Genomic DNA, 18,679 nt, shown 5'->3' with positions numbered 1-18,679 from the left:
GCTATTCACTCAGAAAACCAGAGGAGGCTAAGCGTGATCTGTTACCAGTGTATTTGTGAAGGTTCGACGGCTGCACATATGGCCTGCGCGGTCTGCTCGCGTTGTGGGGGTGGGGCCTGTGAGCGGCATGTGGTTGAGAGTGGACGCACGCATACCGGGTTGAGCGGGGCGGCGCAGACGTGGTTGATCTGTACACGTTGTTACTATGGCAATACCTCCGTGGCGGCTCAGGCAGAGAACGCCGCTTCTATGCAGGCGGAAGAGGGCGTGGCTCAGAGGATCTTTGCCCGCCTGCCCTGGAAGCGACAGCGCCAGGAGCCAGCACAGGAGCAGACATTGCCCAGCGCCGATGAGGCCGTTGAGACGGTCGAGGCCTTCTTGCGTATGATCAAAGTTGAGGCGCAAGACGTATTGGTGGAGGAGACAGAAGATGCTTCACGCGAACCAGGCGGGTCTGAGAGCTAAGGTGGGCGAGCGCAATAGCATAGGAAAAGCGAGATGGTTGGAGAAGGTCACTTCCTCAACCATCTCGCTTTCGTTTGCCTGTTTAAATGTAGGTGAAGCGCTATAGTCCACTTTGGGGCGGGGCAGTATGCTACCTCTAGTGACACTCAGCATCGGCTGAAGCCGAGCAGCTTCTGACACTGTGCCGTAGTCGGATGCGTGAGAGGTGTGGCCTGGCCACTACTCAAAGTGCATCCGTAGTTGGGACGCAATATCTAAGAGGGGCGCACCCATCCGGCGCCTTCCTCTCTGGGCGGTGCCATGCTCGTTGGCATGATCTCCACGCCTTGCCACAGGAAGAGATGGTCTCTGGTGGCGTTTGGCATCCTGGGAGATCCCAACACCTGAGCCTTTCGGCTCCCTCGTCGCACGTCGCGAACAAGCATGAGGCTTTTCCTTCAATGGGTCTTGCATGCGCTTGAGCAAGCGCTGCCCGATATTCAGACTGGCATTGCGATCCGCATGGCCGCGCATCTGGCACTGTGGGCACAGGCACAGGGGCGCCCCGGGTGTGTATCCCTCAACTGGTTCGCCCTCCTGGTAACGAATGACGAGCCCATGGCAGCGATGGCACTCCCGACTCGTATTGCGCGGATTGACGCGGCAGGTGATGATCCCGCCTGCGTTCCACGCCTTATACTTCGAGTACCTGAAGATGCGCCCTTTCATCCAGTAGGCGCGCTTGAGGTTGCCGCGGCGCGAATACCGCCCTTTGGCCGGGCGTAGGGAGCCCAGATGCTCGAACACCAGGATGCTGGCGTGCTGCTTCAGAGCAAACTGAACAATGCGGGCGCTTACCTGGTGCGCGATGTGCTCATCGAGGTGCCTGATCTTGCGCCAGAGCGCCACATTGTCCTGTTCCCCTTCGGCCAGGATGCCGGTCTGAGATCGGTTGCGTGCAATGCGTCCAAGCAGTTTCTTCCTACAGCCCGCTATCGCTGTGCCATTCCCAATGAAGGAGGTGGCCAGGATGGTGCCGTCAACGGTTTGGACGCTGCAGACGGCGAGATGCTGGTCGAGATTGAGATCCACCGCACAGATCCGCTTCTCGCCAGTGGTGAGTTGTTCTCTAACGTTTGCGGGAGCTTCAAATGTCTTCTCGATGGGGATATGGAGCCACCATCGAGCTCCCTTGCGGACGAGGTGCGGACTGCCCATCTCGAAGCCATCGGGAAGCTCACGAGAAAGCGTCCCGATTTTGAGCCAGGACCAGCGTGAGCCGGTCCAGACTTTGAGTGTGATGGAGTGACTCGTGCGTTCTTTCCACAAGCCGGCGTAGAAGGGAGCCGATTTGTTCCAGGTGCGCGGCGGGACTGGTGGCCGCTCTCTGAAGGGCTGCTTCTTCTTCCCCGTTGTGCCTGCTTTGGCCTCGTGCCTCTCTTTGCGTGCTCGCCATGTGTTGAGCGAGGAGAAAAAGGCGCGCGCGGAGCCAAGGGCCGCATTGATAGCGGCACGGCGAAACATAGCAGGGACATCGGGAGCGAGATCAGAGAGTGGCACGATGGGGCGGGGATTTTTCTCCGTCGCATGGGTGAGTCGCGCCAGGGTAGTGAGGGCCTCCTTGTTCTTGAGAGAGAGGATGCCTTCATGAGCCTGGATGACCTCAACATAAAAGGCCACGACACGGTTGAAGAGGAGCTGGTTTGCCGCGAAGTAGTCAGCATACTGCGGCGGATAGTGTAACGCCTGTCGAAGCGTTTTCAAGGCTTTTGCCATGCCCAGTACCTCCTCTCGCGAAGTAGATGGTATCGCTCTTTGATACTACCAGACTGATGCCACATTGTCAAACGGACGTTCTAGAAAGTACTCCTTTGAGAAGGGCTCAAGCCCAAGAACACGCCTCACCACGGTCTCAAGAACCGTGGCTTGCGGCGGGCTAAAGCCCATTTACGTCAGCGGGTTGTTATCTCAATAATTGTGAGCGAAAAGAATTGGGAGGCATATATGCAGTTTACGCAACAGCACAAGCAGCGTTTACAGGCCTGTGTGGGCGCGACTAGAGATCTCAGTAGCAATCTGGCGGTTGCAAGCACGCTCTGTTTCTATGAGGGTTCGGAGATGCTCAATGCGGGTATTCCCTTAGCTATTGGTTCAGTAGCCAGCGCTGTGCTCAGTAGCGAATATGCTCATCTCTCCGGTGATGTCCAACCTGGAGATATGTACGATGTCGCCTATACTGAGCCTCCTCCGCACGCAAGGGGACAGGTTGAGACCGCTTTTGAAGAGGTTTTTCGCGCGTTGGCACTCTGCCTTCTCCAACTTGAGGTCGTTTTACGTAATCTCCATTACTCCTACACGCGCCTGCATGCGACCGAGCAGCTACTAATGGCGCAGGCTAGCAATCCCAAGGGTGGTGAGTATCAGGATGCGCAAATGTTCTCGATCCTGCATCTACAGGCCCTCTGGCGCAACCTTGAGTTGAGCGAGCACCTGCATGCACTGCTTCTTTTAAACGCGCCTCGCGTGAATATGTACTGGTATCGGGCGAAGCAGCGGCTCCCCAACCAGCAGCACTTTACCTACCAAGAAATTGAGCAGGTCCTGACCTCCGCGTGGCAGAACCAGAGGCAGAGCATTGCGACCTACCAGCTTGCTGCCTTTGATATTAATGGACCTGAACTCGCTCTTCAACTACTCTCGCAGCAGGGTGAGTTCTCTTTTCCAGCCCTCCTGATTCAGCGTCAATTCCACGAAAGCGTGTACTACCTCAACCAGGCCTTACGTTCCTGTCGGGATCATTTCTATGACGATCTCAAGTAGACCGAGATAGCCCAGGAAGCGAGCTTCCTGGGCTATCTCGATTTTGTTTTCTCTACTTCTGCAAAAAGGTCCTTACGGGTTGCTTGCAGGTCCCTGTGGGGATTGCCAACCATCTGTGCGGGTACTACGACCCGGTCAAACTCGTCGGCGCTGATGTAGCCGCTGGCAAGCGCGGCCTCGCGCAGGGTGGTATGAGTGTCAAACGCCCTATGGGCGATGGCTGAGGCTTTATCATAGCCTATGACCGGACTCAGGGCTGTTACCAGCATCAGCGACTCATTGACGTAGGTATTGATCCTCTTTGCATCTAGCGTGATCCCCTCAATGCTGTACTGGCGCAGTTTCTCGCAGGCATCGCCCAGGATGCGTGCTGAGTGGAGCACATTATTGATGATGATGGGTCGCATGGCGTTTAGCTCGAAGTTTCCTTGAGAGCCAGCGATAGCGACCACATTATCATCGCCGATGACCTGAATACACACCATGACCATGGCCTCTTCTTGCGTGGGATTGACCTTGCCAGGCATAATGGAGGAGCCTGGCTCATTGGCCGGGATGTTCAGTTCGTGCAGGCCCGCGCGAGGACCACACCCAAGCCAGCGCAGATCGTTGGCAATCTTCATGAGTGCGACTACGAGGGCGCGCAGGGCCGCGCTGGCATTGACCATGGCGTCCAGCGATCCCTGGGCGGCAAATTTGTTGGGGGCGGTGATAAAGGGATGCCCTGTCAGGTGGGCAATTTCCGCGGCGATCCTGGGTCCAAAGTCTGGTAAGGTGTTAAGCCCTGTCCCCACGGCGGTTCCACCTGCGGCGAGTCTGTAGAGACCCTTCATGGATTGCTTAACGAGGTCGAGCGCATCCTTGAGTTGGGTGACATAGCCCGACCATTCCTGTCCGACGGTGAGAGGAGTGGCGTCTTGCAGGTGGGTGCGGCCAATCTTGACGACATCAACCCACTGCTGAGCCTTCTCCCACATTGCCTGGATGAGAGCCTCCACTTTGGGGATGAGATGCTCTGTGAACATGAACACGGTTGCTATATTCATCGCCGTAGGGAAGGTGTCATTGGAGGACTGCGACATGTTGACATCATCGTTGGGATGGATAGGCTTTTTGCTGCCTAATTTTCCTCCGGCGAGTTGAATTGCGCGGTTGGAGATGACCTCGTTCACGTTCATGTTTGACTGAGTACCCGAACCCGTTTGCCACACGTACAGAGGGAACTCACTATCAAGAGTACCCTTGATCACTTCATCGGCTACCTTGCAGATCAGGTCTGCTTTCTCCTGTGAGAGCTTGCCTGCTTCGGCGTTGACGATGGCTGCCGCCTTCTTCACATATCCATAGGCATGATAGACCTCCTTTGGCATGTGGTCATCGCCAATAGAGAAGTGGATAAGGGAGCGCTGGGTTTGCGCTCCCCAATAATGCTCTGCTGGAACATCAATGGCACCCATGGAATCAGTCTCCTGGCGAGTACCAGTTGCTCCAGTATCAACGGGTAGATCATGTTCAACGACGGTTTGCGTGCTCTTTTTCGGACTGCTCCTACGAGGCGTGCTCATACATGGACCTCCTGTCTGACGACAACCTGGGGATAGACAGGCTGCCACATCGCGTCCTGCACTTGCTGAATGATATTGGGAAGCTTGGCCCTGGCGAGTCCTTCGGCAGCGGCTGTTTTGGCGACTTCTACGGCGACAGTCGCAGAGACGGCGCGTAGGTTCTCCACATGTGGCAAGAGTGAGGCTCCAGGCTGATTCACCTCGACGAGGCTGGCTACTGCTCTGGCGGCCGTCATAAGCATGCCATCGCTGACACGCTGTGCTCGTGAAACAATCGTTCCCAACCCAAGCCCTGGATATACGAGGGCGTTATTGGCCTGGCCAATCGTGTAGGTTGTCCCCTTGAGCGTGATGGGATGCCAGGGGACGCCTGTCGCGACGAGCGCGCGTCCATCGGTCCAGGCGAGCAAGTTGGTCGGCGTAGCCTCCATCAGGGTTGTGGGATTGGAGAGGGGGAAGATGATGGGGCGCTCTGTATGGGCTGCCATCTCTTTGACTATGGCCTCGGTAAAGGTCCCTGGAGCCGTCGAGGTCCCAATCATAGCGGTGGGATGCACCTGGCGCACGACTTCGGCCAGGCTGATGCCTCCACCGGGCATATCGTGTTGCCATCCGGATACCTCGCTGGCTGGACGGGTATAGGCAACCTGGAAATCACGGAGCGCCTCGCCCATGTTATCGACGAGGAGGCCCTGGATATCGACGCACCAGAAGCGTCGTGTGGCCTCTTCTTGCGATAATCCCTCGCGCATCATGGCGGCGCGTATCTGGTCGGCATTGCCAATTCCGGCGGTGCCCGAGCCAAAGATGACGACCCGTTGATCGCGTAGAGGCTGCCCAGAGACCTTCATGGCTGAGAACAAGGCGGCCAGGGTGATCGCTCCGGTGCCTTGCATATCGTCATTGAAGGTGCAGATCTGTGAGCGGTACTTCTCCAGAATGCGGCGCCCGTTCCCAGGTCCAAAGTCTTCCCAGTGCAACATTGCATGAGGAAACAGCTTTGTTGCGGTCTTGATATAGGCTTTGATAAAGGCATCATAGCGTGCGCCGCGTACCCTGGCGTGTCGATTGCCCAGGTAGAAGGGATCATTGAGCAGGCTTTCGCGGTTGGTTCCTACATCGAGCATGACTGGAATGACGCGAGCCGGATCGATGCCAGCGGCGGCGGTGTAGACGGCGAGCTTGCCAACTGAGATCTCGATGCCGCCCACACCCCAGTCGCCGATACCAAGGATCTCCTCCGCATCGGTCGCCACAATCAGGTCAATCTCATCGGGTTGCGCCCCGAAGTTGCGAAATGCCGCCTCGATGTCTTCGGGGTGATCGATGGAGAGGTAGACCCCGCGTGGTCGCCGGTATTCATGGCTATAGTGTTCGATCGCGTGGGCGATGGTTGGGTCATAGACGATTGGTAACATCTCGTAGAGGTGTTCGGAGAGCAGGCGATAGAAGAGGACCTCGTTACGGTCCTGTAGGGCGGTTAGAAACAGATTTTTCTGTACATCGCCCCCTTGTTGTTGATACTGGGTGTAGGCGCGTTTGACCTGCTCATCGATGGTCGTCATCGCGGATGGCAGGAGACCGTCGAGGTGAAAGGTCTTGCGCTCCTGCGCTGTGAAGGCAGTTCCACGATTTAACATGGGATCGCTCAGGAGATCCAGGCCATACACTTCAGTCTCCAGGCGACGGTTTCCACCAGATGCGCTGGGGAGTAAGCGATAATTTCTCATAGTGGTATGCCCCATCCTTATTTTCTACACAGTACAACCTTCTAACTTTACTTTACGTCACCAATCAATCACGGCAGCATCAAAGGAAAGGCAAGATTGTGAGCCGAGATAGAGAGGTGATGAATTTTCTCATCCTCTTGACATTCTCCGTGAATGTAGGTATATTGCTTACATCCAGATGTAGTAAATATCATTACACCGGAGACCTTAGGAGTGAGGCCCACAGTAGAGTGGATTGAGGAAAAGAGTATGAGTGGCAATAGTCGCTTAACACTGGCGGTCCATACCCTGACCTGGATGGCGCGGAGAATGGCGAATTATGGCGATCAGTATGATTTCTCCACGTCGCGAGAAATTGCTGAGAGTGTCAATACCAATCCGGTCATACTGCGCGAATTGCTGGGAATGATGGAGAAACAACACCTGGTCAGAGTACAGCGCGGGAGTAACGCGGGCTGGAAGCTGGCGCGCAAACCAGAGGAGATTACGCTCCTTGAGGTATACCAGGTCGTTAAGCCGCATACCATGTTCACGCTCCATCACACGCCCCCCAATCCACAATGTCCTATAGGATGCGGCATAGGCTCCGCTTTGCAGGGAATCTACGCCAATGTCCAGGACGCCATGGAGCAAGAATTGGCGCGCACAACGATTGCCGATGTTTTGCGTGATACGCTTGCATCCACCGCTACCCTTTCTCGGCAGAATGAATGATTGATCTATTCGCCAGATTCCTCGCTGTGCCAATTATCACACTGTCAAGCTGACGCTGGCATAAAACTCTTTTTTTATGCCCTGGTGTAACAAAAATTATTACACCGCATTGAAAGGCTATTATTTTAATGTCGCAAATGACTCAACAACGCTCATTGGCTGGAGCCAGCCGGGCGACTCGTATAAATCCGCGTATTCTCTTGCTGGCGCTGGGCATGTTTGCGCTGGGGACTGATGCTTTTGTCGTAGCTGGAGTTCTGCCTGTGATCGCTCATGAAACGGGCGTTACGGTCAGCGTGGCCGGGCAATTGGTTACCGCCTTTTCGCTTACCTATGGGCTGGGGGCGCCGTTGTTGGCTGTACTCATCGGGCGCTGGTCGCCGCACCGCGTATTGATTGTCTCTCTCGGTCTTTTCTGTCTCGCAAACGTCGGGTCAGCCCTGGCGCCGACCTTTCCGCTCTTGATGCTGACGCGTATCTTGACTGGCTGTTTCGCCGCAATCTATGCGCCGCAGGCCTATACGATGGGAATCGCGCTTGCTCCGCCAGAGAAGCGTGGTCAGGCTCTAGCGCTGGTTGTTATCGGGCTTACCGTCGCGACTGCCCTTGGCTCTCCGCTGGGAACCTGGGTTGGTGAGCATTTTGGCTGGCGCCTCTCCTTTGGCCTGGTCGCGGGCCTGGCCGGAATAGGATTTCTGGCCTTTCTGCTCAGCGGCCTGCCCAGAATTGCGACGCCGCCAGCGGTATCGCTGAGGCAGCGCCTCGCACCCATAACTCAGCCTCGCCTGGTGTTGAGTTTGCTGCCCGCGTTCCTGTGGAACCTGGCAATTTACACTATCTATACCTATATCGGGCCGCTCTTGCAGCAAAATATGCATATTGTGGATCTCAGCGGTATGCTGGTTGTCTTTGGCCTGGGCGTGGTGGTTGGCAACTGGTCGGGTGGTATGATCGCAGACCGTGTCGGCTCACAGCGCCCGTTGCTTGTCTCCATGGTCCTATTATTGATTATGGAAATTGTTGTTCCGCTGGTAACGACAACGTGGCTGGGGGGGCTGCTGGCGCTCTTTGTCTGGGGGATATCGGGATCGTTGCTCTTCATTCCGCAGCAGCATCGCCTCCTGAGCGTGGCTCCTGAGCACGCGAACGTGATTCTGGCCCTGAATAACTCTATGTTCTATCTGGGCATTGCCGGGGGAGCGGTCATTGGAGGACTGTCTCTCCGCGCTGTCGCGGTGACACAACTTGGCTGGATTGGGATGGCCTGCGTTCTCCTGGCTCTGCTACTGTTCTTTGGGAGTATGCGGTTGAACAGGGATAAGCTGTGGGGACATAAGAAGCCCACTGAAGAACTAGTGGTTGTCCCTGAGTAAATAGAAGATGCAGAATATGTTGTGGGGTCCATGCCGGCATGGACCCCACAACATATTCGGTAGCCCCAGGCAATAATCCAGTCAAGCAACTTGCTATTTTCTTGCTGATTTAAGGGGTGGCGGAGGACGCGCCGAGGGCGCGTCCTCCGCCACCCCTTAAATCTTTCTTTATTTTGCAGAGGGGACGTCGCGAAAGCTGATGCCGAAGCGGTTCCAGGCGTTGATGGTGGCGATGAGCAGGGTCAGGTTCACCAGTTCTTCATCGGAGAAGTGGGGGCGGACCTGCTCGTAGACCTCATCGGGTACGCGATCGAGGGAGATCAGCGTGAGCTTCTCGGTCCAGAGGAGGGCGGCGCGCTCGCGGTCGCTGAAGAAAGGCGTCTCGTGCCAGACGGGTAGCGCGTAGAGGCGCTGCTCCGTGTCTCCACCCTCGCGGGCATCAAAGCTATGCATGTTGACGCAATATGCGCATCCATTGATCTGCGAGGCGCGCAGGCGTACCAGCTCCTTCAAAGAGGCCTCAAGCCCGCAGTTGTTGATATATGTCTCAAAGCCATTCATAGCCCTCATCGCTCCAGGCGCAGCTTTACCGTAGTTTAGTCTTGTTCCCATGATTGAAGCTCCTTTTAATATCATCAGATTGTTTCGTGTAGTTATCTTCTATCTGGTGGTAGTATACACCAATAATGGACTTGTTAAAAGAACCAATTTATATTATTATAGAGGTGCCATTTTTAAGCAAAAAAACTTTCAGAGCTTTCAGCAAAGGGAGATATGTACCAGGTATTGACAACGTGTGTGAAAGTGAACTAAAATTATTATATGTACTCAGTCGCACAGTTTGCCAAGCAGGTGGGTGTCAGCGTGAAAACGTTGCAGCGCTGGGACCGGGAAGGCAGGCTCAAAGCCAAACGAACGCTTTCTGGGCGTCGCTATTATACTGAGGCCGATCTGGCCACGGCGCTCAACCTTCCGAAGCCGCCAGCCGCTCGCCGAACGATCGCCTCTTGCCGGGTGTCCAGTCCTGCTCAACGACCGGACGTGCAGAACCAACGGGCAGCGCTCTCGAGCTACGCGGTCTCCAAGCAGCTTGTGGTGGACGACTGGATTGTGGAGATCGGTGGAGGTCTCAATGTTGAGCGCAAACGGTTTCTGGCTCTGGTGGATGCCATTGTGGCAGGAGAAGTGGAGCGTGTGCTCATTGCTCACCAGGATCGGCTGGCGCGCTTTGGCTTTGCTCTGATCAAGCACCTGTGCGAGACCCACCACACGGAATTGGTCGTGATGAACACGGAGACGCTCTCTCCAGAACACGAGCTTGTCCAGGATGTGATGAGCATTCTCCACTGTTTTTCATCGAGATTGTATGGTCTGCGGAATTACCGCAAAGCGTTAGAAAAGGCGCTGAAGGATGAAAACCGCGCACAAGATCCGGATGAACCCCACCCCTGAACAGGTGGAGTATCTCAAACGAGCCTGTGGCACCAGGCGATTTATCTACAACTGGGGACGGGAGCAGTGGGAAAAGCAGTATCAGGCGTATAAAGCTGAGCAGGAAATCGTTCCTGAAGAGCAGCGCGTGCTCAAACCGCCACATGCCCTCGCACTCAAGCAGCAATTCAACCAGATCCGGGAGCAGGAATATCCGTGGACCTATCACGTGACGAAGTGTGTGGTGGAAGGTGCGTTCGATGACCTCAAAAACGCCTACGACAACTTCTTTGCGGGCCGAGCGAACTACCCTCAGTACAAGAAAAAGGGGAAGTCGCACGAGTCGTTCTATCTCTCCAACGATAAATTCGTCTTGGGGACCCATTGGGTCTCCATTCCTGGCTTGGGTCGCTTCATCCTCGATCAACGCCAAACGAAGAAGGACCGAGGCAAGCTCTTACGCAGACTGGGAACGGTGAACGTCGCCGAAAAACTGCGCTTCGTCGAAAAGGGGAAAGCCACCACTCCCACGAAGAAGCGAAACACGCGCAAGCACGTCGTGTGCGAACGAGTCAAGATCCTGGGGGCGACGGTCTGCTGTGAAGCGGGCCACTGGTACGTCTCCATCCAGGGAGAAATCACACGGGAGCGCCCCACAACGCCCGAAGCAGTGGTGGGGGTAGATGTGGGTGTAAAGCAAGCAGCTGTGGTGAGCGATGGACGCAGGCTTGAGAACCAAAGGCCATTAGCGCTCCATCTCAAGAAACTCGGCAAGCTGCAACGCCAACTCAGTAAAAAACAGAAGACGAAAGACCCGGAAACCAAGCGAACCGTGTTCAGCAAGAATTATGAGAAACAACGGCTCAAGGTAGCGCGCAAGCATCAGCAAATTGCCACTCTTCGCCGAGATGTGCAGCACAAATTCACGACGGAGGTGGCGCGCACCTGTGGGGTCATTGGCATCGAAGACCTCAACATCCTGGGAATGATGGCCAATCGGAAGCTCGCCAGAGCCGTTGCCGATGCAGCGATGGGGCAACTGTTGCAATTCTTGAAGACCAAGGTCGCCACCGCAGGAGGAGAGCTCTTCATCGCCTCTCGCTGGTTTCCTTCGACCAAACGCTGTTCGTGTTGCCGGCATGTCAAGAAACGCATGCCGCTCAAACACCGCACCTATGAGTGCCAGATCTGTGAACTGGTGATCGACCGGGATGTGAACGCCGCTTTGAACCTGGCCTGGTTCGCCATGGAAATGCTTCGCCAACGAGCAGAGCCTCAAGTTGGCCGTCCTGGGTAGTGGCTACGACCGTGACGTTAAATGCCTGTGGAGCTGGTGTGAGACCGAAACGAGAGGGCTGATCCAAAGGTTCTCGTGCGATGGCAACTGGCTGAGAAACAGGAACAACTGACCGCTCGGGGGTGTTCCCACACGTTCGAGTATGAGAAAGGTAGCAGCAGTAACTTATGCCAAAGCGGGCGAGGCCGGTGGATAAACCGGAGATTATACTTGATCAGAACGCGCAGGCGCCACTTTATCGCCAGCTTTATGAGCGATTGCGGGCGCAAATCCTGGCGGGCCAGTTGGAGACGGGAGCGCGTCTTCCCTCGACGCGGATACTGGCTAGCCAGCTAGGGGTATCGCGTAATACGACGGCTCTGGCCTACGAACAGTTATTGCTGGAGGGATATCTGGAGAGCCGGGTGGGAGATGGGACGCGGGTGGCTCTTTTAGAGCCGGAGCAACTGGCGCAGGCAAGCGGGAAGGTGTTAAAACAAGGTCGGAAGGGGACGCCAGCGACTCAGCATGCTTTGCTGGCGAGGCGTGGGCAAATCCTACTCGACGAGTTTGCTGCGGGACATGAGGTAGAGGTAAGCCCAGGAAAAGATGTGTTCCTAGTGGGCGAGCCTGAAGTGGCGTACTTTCCCTATGAGATCTGGGCCAGGCTGATAGCCAAACATGCTCGGCAATCATTGCAAGCTTATGCACGTTACCAGGGCGTACAGGGCTACGCGCCCTTGCGCGAGGCCATTGCAGCCCACATTGGCATTACGCGTGGCGTACATTGTATGGCTGAACAGATCGTGCTCACAGCAGGTGCGCAAGGCGCACTCGACCTGGTGGCGCGTGTACTGCTTGATCCTGGCGAGCAGTCCTGGGTAGAAGATCCGGGCTACTTCGGGGCCAGGGGTGCGCTAATGGCCGCAGGAGCTGTTATGGTACCTGTGCCGGTAGATGGCGAGGGCATCGATGTGGCGGCTGGACGAAGGCTTAAAGGCGGAGCACGCCTGGCCGTGGTTACCCCCTCGCACCAGTTTCCTACCGGGGTCACCATGAGCCTGGGACGGCGCCTGGAGCTACTAGAATGGGCGAGAGAGGCGCAAGGCTGGATCGTAGAGGATGACTATGATAGCGAGTATCGCTATAGCGGGCGGCCGCTAGAGGCGCTGCATGGTCTCGATCGTGCTGGGCGCGTGATCTATATTGGCACCTTTAGCAAGGTGCTCTTTCCCTCGTTGCGCCTGGGATATATGGTTGTGCCACCGCAGTTGGTGGAGGGCTTTCTCGCCACCCGCCGTTTCGTCGATGTACACCTGCCGCTGCTGGAGCAGATGGCCCTGACCGATTTTATTACCGAGGGGCATTTCGCGCGCTACCTACGCAAGATGCGTGGACTCTACATGGAGCGGCGCGATGCCCTGGTGAAGGCCTTGAACCAGGAGCTGGGCAATATTCTGGACGTTACTATACCAGAGGCTGGCATCCACCTGGTTACCTGGTTGCCGGAGGGGGTAAGCGCCCAGGGAGTGGTCGAACTGGCTGCAAAACAAGGCTTGCGTATACTGCCCGTCTCGCGATTTAGCATGCAACCCCTCAAGCGCGACGGCTTCGTGCTTGGTTTCGCAAATGCGACCCCAGAGGCGCTACGAGCAGATGTGCACGCCCTGGCGCGTGTTTTGCGGAGTACGCTTACATAGGTGGCTACTTGAATCAAGCAAGCTAAGCCAGAACCTCGACCAGGAATCCGCCTGGCGCTTGAACATAAAACGTCCAGGCATGACTCCGTTCCGGGGGCTTCATTTCAAATCCGTCGTCTTTCAAGCGTTGATAGATCTCGTTAACGCACTCCTCGCTTTCTTGGACAAAGCCGATATGAAATGTGCCTGGATAGCTCACCTGACCAGCTTTCATCAAGGTGAGTACCAGATTATCGTCGTCGAAGAGCACAGTAAACCCTTTGTTGCCGCCCTGGTTGCGTAACCCGAAGTACGTTTCGAGAAAGTTGGCCGCCGCAGGAACATCAGTGACGGTCAGATTGATATGATTCAGTTTCATAGTCGCTAGATACTTCCTCACACAAGGTAGGGAGAGAAGATGTTTTCTCTCCGGTCGACACTTTCATTCGACAAATTTTCGCTTCTTATCTTAACATAAGTGCACGATCTAATCACGTATCGCTTCTCATCTTAACATATGCGTACGCTAGTAGCGCCGAGCCGCTCGTGCAGGGCGGCCCGGCGCTATGTTTAATAGCGGTTGGTGAGCTCGACAGCCTGGTGGCTGGGGAGCGTGAGGGTGATGCTGTTGCCCTGGAGCTGGTAGGCGGTGCCGGTCAGCTCATCGTGGAGCGTCTGGCTGCTGGCGAAGTTGTCCAGGTTGGGGATGGTGACGGTACGGGTGCACCAGCAGTTGTTGAGAGCGACAAGGACATTGCTGCCGCCGTTCTCGCGCTCGAAGGCGTAGAAGCTATCGTCAACCCACTTCTCATACTGCGCGCCGTTTTGCAAGGCGGCGTTGAGGTTGCGGGCGTAATTAAGCTTGGCGACATAATTGTAGAGCGTGCCGCTAGTGTTGAAGGAATTGAACAGGTCCTCGCGGTTAGCGGGATCGGCGCAGCCGCTGAAGCCCTGCTCGGTGCCGTAGTACATGATCGGGATGCCACGGCTGGCGAAGGTGAAGGCCAGGGCCATCTCAAGCTGGGGATATTTGTCCCAGGTCTGTGCGGGGTTGCCCGAGGCGTCGCAGAGGAAGCGATCCTGGTCATGGTTATCGATAAAGACACCATTGGTGCGCGCGTCGCGGTAGGAGCCGTCGGAGTTATAGCGATCGCGGATCTCATACATGCTCTTGTTCTGGGCGAAGACATCATGGATGGTGTAGTACATGGGATAGTCTAGCACAGCATCCAGGTAGTGGGTATAGTCGCCGACGTAGCCGGGATCGCCGCTATAGACTTCACCGATGGTAAAGGTTCCCGCGCTCTGAGCATAGTTGCTCCAGAAGGACTTGGAGACGTGCTTGACGGTGTCTACGCGCAGGCCATCGACGCCGGTTGTGCTGACCAGCCAACTCACGTTATTGAGTAGAGTGGAGTGGGTCGTGGAGTCGTCCTGGTTGAGATCGTTGAGGCCCGCCACATCCTGGTTCTCCAGGTCCCACTGGTTGTTGTAGTCCTGGATGTTGCCATTGTGATGATAGTTGCTGTAGTTGGGGAAGGTGGGCGCGGTGTAGTTATAGGAGCCGGTGTGGTTAGCTACGACGTCGAGCATGACCCAGATGTTGCGATTATGGGCCTGGGTCACAAGGTTTTGTAGATCGCTCATACTGCCGAGATGCCCATCGATGGAGTAGAAGTCATAGCCCCAGTAGCCATGATAGGCATGGGTGTCATGCTGCATCACCACAGGTGTAATCCAGATGGCGGTGAAGCCCATGTTCTTGATATAGTCCAGGTGGTTGATAATGCCCTGGAAGTCGCCGCCATGCCACGCGGTGGCATCCGAGCGATTGGTGTTGAAGCCGCCATAGTTATCGTTTCCGGTATTGCCGTCACTAAAGCGGTCAGTCATGATAAAGTAGATGGAGCGGCTGGTCCATTCATTGGCTGAATGGGCATAGGCCCGCCTGGATGGCGAGATGACGAGAAGAACGGTGCCCACAAGGGCGAAGACGAGTAAGAGGGTTGCCAGCAGCAGCGCCCGGCGCCAGAGGCCTCCGTGCCTGGTGGTCAATAAAGAACATCCTGTTCTCATGAATATCCTCCGCTTGTGCCAACTCAAGTCCGTGGTTGTGCACGTCCTAACGAAGAAAACGATCCTTATGCGGAAATTATAACATGGAAAAGAGAGGTAGTCGTGGCGAACGCCACGACCACCTCTCTTTTCCATGTTATATTCTTGCTTTTGGTTTTGTTGTGCTGTATATTTATTATTGTTGATATATGACCAGATAAGTTTATTTAGTCATATGATGGAAGGAGTATACTGTGGCAGAGTTGAGCCGGGAGGCAGGGCTGGAGGAGCAGGAGAACTCCAGGCGTGAGGCGCGGGCGCACCGTATTCTGGATGCGGCGGCGACCCTGATTCTGCGTTGGGGCTATAACAAGACAACCATTGAGGATATCTCCAGGGAGGCTGGAGTCGCGAAGGGTACCATCTATCTGCACTGGAAGACGCGCGAAGACCTGTTTGGTGCGTTGATGAAGCGTGAGAAGGTTGCGCTGACAGAGGATGTACAGCAGCGTGTAGCGCAAGATCCAGAGGGGCAAACACTACGTGGCCTGTTTAGGCATTCGGCGCTGGCACTGCTGAATCGTCCTTTGTTGAAGGCGGTGCTCCTGCGTGACATGGATGTTATCGGGAAGCTGGTGCATCGCGAGCATAGCAGTGAGCTGTACCAGGAGAAATTGCAGGGCTTCGTTGTCTACCTGGAATACCTGCGTGAACATCGCCTGGTGCGTACAGATATGAGCCTGCCAGCCCAGGTTTATACCCTATCGGCGATCTTTATGGGCTTCTTCCTGATCGCGCCCCTGATGCCGGAAGAGTATATGCTCTCCGATGAGGAACTGGCGCGATGGCTGGCCGAGGCTGTGCAGCGTGCGCTTGTGCCCGATGGGGCTGATATGTCAAATGAGGTGCGAGTTGCCTCGCATGTCTTTGGCCAGTACCTGGATCGCGATAGGGCGGCGAGCCAGCAGATGTTTCAACAAGAGGTTGAATGACATTCAGGAGAATATACTGTGAAAGATGCTGCAACTGTTCCCCTTGTCTTAGCTATGGATGCTGAGATGGCTTTACTGGAGCATGTGGGAGGGAAAGGGGCCTCCCTGGCACGCCTGGTTAAAGCTGGCCTGCCTGTACCCCCTGGATTTCATGTCACCACGGAGGCCTACCGCTGTTTTGTTAGCGAGAACGGGCTACAGGAGGAGATACTCGCTGCCGTCGCAACGATTAATAGCGAGCAGCCAGCGACTCTCGAAGAGTCCGCGAAGCGTATAGGGCATCTCTTTATGCAGGGCACTATGCCAAAGAGCATTGAGCGCGCGATTTGCCAGGCTTATGCGGAGCTAGGCGGGAGCCAGCTCGCCGTCGCGGTACGCTCCTCGGCGACGGCTGAAGACTTACCTGAGCAGTCGTTCGCGGGCCAGCAGGAGAGCTATCTTAACATTCGGGGTGAAGCAGCAGTGGTGGAGGCTGTCAAGCGCTGCTGGGCCTCGCTCTGGACGGCGCGTGCCCTTGGCTATCGCGCGCATCATGCCATAGCACCTGAGGATGTGGCCCTGGCCGTCGTGGTCCAGCAGCTTGTAAACGCCGAGGCGGCGGGAATTATGTTCACGGCGAACCCGCTCACAGGCTCACGCGAGCAGGTAGTGATCAACGCCGCCTGGGGGCTGGGCGAGGCCATTGTAGGCGGGCAGGTCACGCCGGATACCTTTATCTTTGAGAAGGCCAGCAGAGCGATAAGCGAGCAGCAGATAAACGATAAAAGAGTGATGACCGTACAGACCACTACTGGCACGCGCGAGGAACCAGTCCCTGGGGAACGGCGCACACAGACTGCGCTCACGCCTGAGCAGGCTTTGGAGCTGGCGCAGCTTGGTATGCGCATTGAAGCTCTTTATGCTCAGCCTACAGATGTAGAATGGGCTCTGCATGATGGATGCTTCTACATTGTGCAGGCGCGGCCAATTACGACCCTACATGCTCATGAGGCGAGGTTTGAGGAGTGGAACGATAGCTTGAGTGGCGACTACCTCTGGACGAACGGCAACGTTGGCGAAGCGGTGCCCGATGTGATGACGCCTTGCACCTGGTCGCTTATCAAAATCTTTATCGCCGACACAATGGAGCCACTGCACCTCACGGAGCATAAGCCGGTAGGGAACATCGGCGGCCATTTCTACCTCAATCTGAGTATTACCGCGTCGCTGGCCGCCCTGGCAGGCATGAACCAGAAGCAGTTTGCCAGGATCAGCGAGGGCATCTTTGGGCGTATTCCCGAAGGGCTGGAGGTGCCAGGGTTACCGTTGTCACGCTGGCGCTTGCTTAAAGCCCTGGTACCAGTCGCGATAAGGCTCAAGAAGCGCGTGCGCCTTAATCAGAAGCGCCTGCCTGCGTTTATCGCCGCGGCCCCGGCGCGTTGCGAGGAGCTACAAGCAAAGATCCGCAACGTCGTCAGCTCTCAGGAACTGCTCGCTTTGTGGCGCGATGAGATCACGCCCTTCTTCCGCGAATGCTGTCATATGCTGGAGGCGGGTGCCAGGCGAGACGGGAACGCGCTCGCCCTCATTCGGCGTGACCTGGGCAAGCTCGTAGATGAGGAGGAGGCTAACGCGCTCTTCTCAGGCCTGAGCGTAGGGCAGAACCACCTGGCGAGCCTGGGCCTGCTACTGGGCCTAGCGCAACTGGAGCGAGGCGAGATTGACCGCGAAACCTTTGCTCGAACCTATGGCCACCGGGGGCCGCATGAGTTTGAGGTCTCGCTACCACGTCCGGCTGAAGATCCCACCTGGATCGAGAGCCAGCTCGCTGGCCTACGCGAGGCACCGCTGGATGTCAACGCGCTCTTAGCTCGGCAGAAGGTCGTGCAAGCGGCGGCCTGGGAGCGCCTGCGCCAGCGTTATCCACGCAAAGCAGCGGCGCTCCGGCGGCGTGTAGACCGGGCCGCGGCCGCAGCTCATGATCGCGAGGCCGCCCGCTCAGAGATCATACGTGTCTTCTGGGTTCTGCGTACCTTTGTCTTGCGCGTGGGTGAGCTAACCGGCAAGGGCGAGGACCTCTTCTTCCTCTCGATTGAGGAAATTCTGGCCCTTCTGGGTGGGGATGAAGTAGCGCTCGCTACTGTACCCACGCGGCGCGCGACCTATGAACGCTACAGCGCTTTGCCGCCTCTGCCCGCGCTGATTCGTGGCCACTTTGATCCCTTCAAATGGGCAGCGGACCCACGGAGGCGCAGCGATGCCTTTGACGAGCGGGGGCAGACGGTTCCTGCTAGTCAAACCATCACAGGCTTTCCCGGCGCGGCTGGTATTGTCGAGGGGCGTGCACGCGTGGTCGTCTCACCCGAAGAGGGCGACCAGCTCCAGCCCGGCGAGATCCTGGTCACGACACAGACAAACGTGGGTTGGACGCCACTCTTCCCCCGGGCCGCCGCGGTCGTCACCGATGTCGGCGCGCCACTCTCGCATGCCGCCATCGTCGCCCGTGAACTGGGCATACCCGCCGTCGTAGGTTGTGGCAACGCAACCATGCGCCTGCATAGCGGCGACTGGCTGCGTGTAGACGGAGGTAAGGGCACCGTAGAGGTGCTGTAGCCAGCACC

Annotated in this window: 15 protein-coding genes; 9 read left to right on the top strand and 6 right to left on the bottom strand. The window is 56.4% G+C overall.

The features are described from left to right. Nucleotides 1-33 precede the first annotated feature (33 nt). A complete protein-coding gene (locus tag KRAC_RS30240) occupies nt 34-465 on the top strand; it encodes a hypothetical protein (protein WP_007913927.1) in 432 nt (143 codons plus the stop codon). Nucleotides 466-684: 219 nt separating this feature from the next. Here KRAC_RS30240 and KRAC_RS30235 read toward each other — a convergent pair whose 3' ends face one another. Further along, nucleotides 685-2,220: an RNA-guided endonuclease TnpB family protein gene (locus KRAC_RS30235; RefSeq protein WP_007913925.1), complete on the bottom strand. Its 1,536-nt coding sequence runs from the start codon at nt 2,218-2,220 to the stop codon at nt 685-687. Between the two features lie 228 nt (nt 2,221-2,448). Between KRAC_RS30235 and KRAC_RS30230 the strand changes: the two genes are divergently transcribed. Continuing rightward, a complete protein-coding gene (locus KRAC_RS30230) occupies nt 2,449-3,264 on the top strand; it encodes a hypothetical protein (protein ID WP_007913923.1) in 816 nt (271 codons plus the stop codon). Nucleotides 3,265-3,296: 32 nt separating this feature from the next. On the opposite strand, the gene fumC is transcribed toward KRAC_RS30230, so the two are convergent. Both fumC and KRAC_RS30220 read right to left on the bottom strand, forming a co-directional pair. Next, complete coding sequence (gene fumC, locus KRAC_RS30225; RefSeq protein ID WP_007913921.1) at nt 3,297-4,829, bottom strand: class II fumarate hydratase; 1,533 nt, start codon at nt 4,827-4,829, stop codon at nt 3,297-3,299. Next, on the bottom strand, nt 4,826-6,559 hold the full coding sequence (locus KRAC_RS30220) for an NAD-dependent malic enzyme (protein WP_007913919.1): 1,734 nt from the start codon (nt 6,557-6,559) through the stop codon (nt 4,826-4,828). Before KRAC_RS30220 ends, fumC begins: the two co-directional genes overlap by 4 nt. A 249-nt stretch (nt 6,560-6,808) precedes the next feature. Between KRAC_RS30220 and KRAC_RS30215 the strand changes: the two genes are divergently transcribed. Together KRAC_RS30215 and KRAC_RS30210 are read left to right on the top strand one after the other, a co-directional pair. Continuing rightward, the gene (locus tag KRAC_RS30215; protein WP_007913917.1) at nt 6,809-7,273 is read left to right on the top strand and encodes an Rrf2 family transcriptional regulator; all 465 of its coding nucleotides are present in this window, start codon (nt 6,809-6,811) and stop codon (nt 7,271-7,273) included. 128 nt (nt 7,274-7,401) lie between these two features. After that, on the top strand, nt 7,402-8,646 hold the full coding sequence (locus KRAC_RS30210) for an MFS transporter (protein WP_007913916.1): 1,245 nt from the start codon (nt 7,402-7,404) through the stop codon (nt 8,644-8,646). 168 nt (nt 8,647-8,814) lie between these two features. On the opposite strand, the gene KRAC_RS30205 is transcribed toward KRAC_RS30210, so the two are convergent. Further along, nucleotides 8,815-9,258: a carboxymuconolactone decarboxylase family protein gene (locus tag KRAC_RS30205; RefSeq protein ID WP_007913914.1), complete on the bottom strand. Its 444-nt coding sequence runs from the start codon at nt 9,256-9,258 to the stop codon at nt 8,815-8,817. Between the two features lie 210 nt (nt 9,259-9,468). Here KRAC_RS30205 and KRAC_RS30200 point away from each other — a divergent pair, with 210 nt between their 5' ends. The 3 genes from KRAC_RS30200 to pdxR all read left to right on the top strand — a co-directional run bounded on the left by KRAC_RS30200 (nt 9,469) and on the right by pdxR (nt 13,053). Beyond that, nucleotides 9,469-10,098, top strand: a complete 630-nt coding sequence (locus KRAC_RS30200; protein WP_007913912.1) for an IS607 family transposase — start codon at nt 9,469-9,471, stop codon at nt 10,096-10,098. Then, a complete protein-coding gene (locus KRAC_RS30195) occupies nt 10,058-11,374 on the top strand; it encodes an RNA-guided endonuclease InsQ/TnpB family protein (protein ID WP_007913909.1) in 1,317 nt (438 codons plus the stop codon). Before KRAC_RS30200 ends, KRAC_RS30195 begins: the two co-directional genes overlap by 41 nt. A 167-nt stretch (nt 11,375-11,541) precedes the next feature. Further along, nucleotides 11,542-13,053 carry a MocR-like pyridoxine biosynthesis transcription factor PdxR gene (gene pdxR / locus KRAC_RS30190; protein WP_007913908.1) on the top strand — a complete coding sequence of 504 codons (1,512 nt, stop codon included), beginning with the start codon at nt 11,542-11,544 and terminating at the stop codon, nt 13,051-13,053. A gap of 22 nt (nt 13,054-13,075) precedes the next feature. Here the strand turns inward: pdxR and KRAC_RS30185 are convergent, their stop codons facing one another. Together KRAC_RS30185 and KRAC_RS30180 are read right to left on the bottom strand one after the other, a co-directional pair. Continuing rightward, nucleotides 13,076-13,411, bottom strand: a complete 336-nt coding sequence (locus KRAC_RS30185) for a VOC family protein (RefSeq protein ID WP_007913907.1) — start codon at nt 13,409-13,411, stop codon at nt 13,076-13,078. Nucleotides 13,412-13,602: 191 nt separating this feature from the next. Further along, a complete protein-coding gene (locus KRAC_RS30180; protein WP_211221348.1) occupies nt 13,603-15,087 on the bottom strand; it encodes an alpha-amylase family glycosyl hydrolase in 1,485 nt (494 codons plus the stop codon). 254 nt (nt 15,088-15,341) lie between these two features. Between KRAC_RS30180 and KRAC_RS30175 the strand changes: the two genes are divergently transcribed. Next, nucleotides 15,342-16,079, top strand: coding sequence for a TetR/AcrR family transcriptional regulator (locus KRAC_RS30175; protein ID WP_007913905.1), 738 nt, complete (start codon nt 15,342-15,344; stop codon nt 16,077-16,079). 18 nt (nt 16,080-16,097) lie between these two features. Beyond that, complete coding sequence (locus tag KRAC_RS30170; protein WP_007913904.1) at nt 16,098-18,671, top strand: PEP/pyruvate-binding domain-containing protein; 2,574 nt, start codon at nt 16,098-16,100, stop codon at nt 18,669-18,671. The last annotated feature ends 8 nt before the right edge of the window (nt 18,672-18,679 follow it).

Source organism: Ktedonobacter racemifer DSM 44963 (assembly GCF_000178855.1).
GTDB classification, from domain to species: domain Bacteria; phylum Chloroflexota; class Ktedonobacteria; order Ktedonobacterales; family Ktedonobacteraceae; genus Ktedonobacter; species Ktedonobacter racemifer.
Note: the sequence above shows the minus strand (reverse complement) of the source record. Positions and strands in the feature narration are given on the sequence as shown.

Excerpts from the sequence above, each read along its gene's own strand:
- KRAC_RS30215 (WP_007913917.1), top strand. The coding sequence starts at position 6,809 with ATGAGTGGCAATAGTCGCTTAACACTGGCGGTCCATACCCTGACCTGG.
- KRAC_RS30230 (WP_007913923.1), top strand. The coding sequence starts at position 2,449 with ATGCAGTTTACGCAACAGCACAAGCAGCGTTTACAGGCCTGTGTGGGC.
- KRAC_RS30220 (WP_007913919.1), bottom strand. The coding sequence starts at position 6,559 with ATGAGAAATTATCGCTTACTCCCCAGCGCATCTGGTGGAAACCGTCGC.
- pdxR (WP_007913908.1), top strand. The coding sequence starts at position 11,542 with ATGCCAAAGCGGGCGAGGCCGGTGGATAAACCGGAGATTATACTTGAT.
- KRAC_RS30205 (WP_007913914.1), bottom strand. The coding sequence starts at position 9,258 with ATGGGAACAAGACTAAACTACGGTAAAGCTGCGCCTGGAGCGATGAGG.
- KRAC_RS30210 (WP_007913916.1), top strand. The coding sequence starts at position 7,402 with ATGTCGCAAATGACTCAACAACGCTCATTGGCTGGAGCCAGCCGGGCG.
- KRAC_RS30185 (WP_007913907.1), bottom strand. The coding sequence starts at position 13,411 with ATGAAACTGAATCATATCAATCTGACCGTCACTGATGTTCCTGCGGCG.
- KRAC_RS30235 (WP_007913925.1), bottom strand. The coding sequence starts at position 2,220 with ATGGCAAAAGCCTTGAAAACGCTTCGACAGGCGTTACACTATCCGCCG.
- KRAC_RS30195 (WP_007913909.1), top strand. The coding sequence starts at position 10,058 with ATGAAAACCGCGCACAAGATCCGGATGAACCCCACCCCTGAACAGGTG.
- KRAC_RS30200 (WP_007913912.1), top strand. The coding sequence starts at position 9,469 with ATGTACTCAGTCGCACAGTTTGCCAAGCAGGTGGGTGTCAGCGTGAAA.
- fumC (WP_007913921.1), bottom strand. The coding sequence starts at position 4,829 with ATGAGCACGCCTCGTAGGAGCAGTCCGAAAAAGAGCACGCAAACCGTC.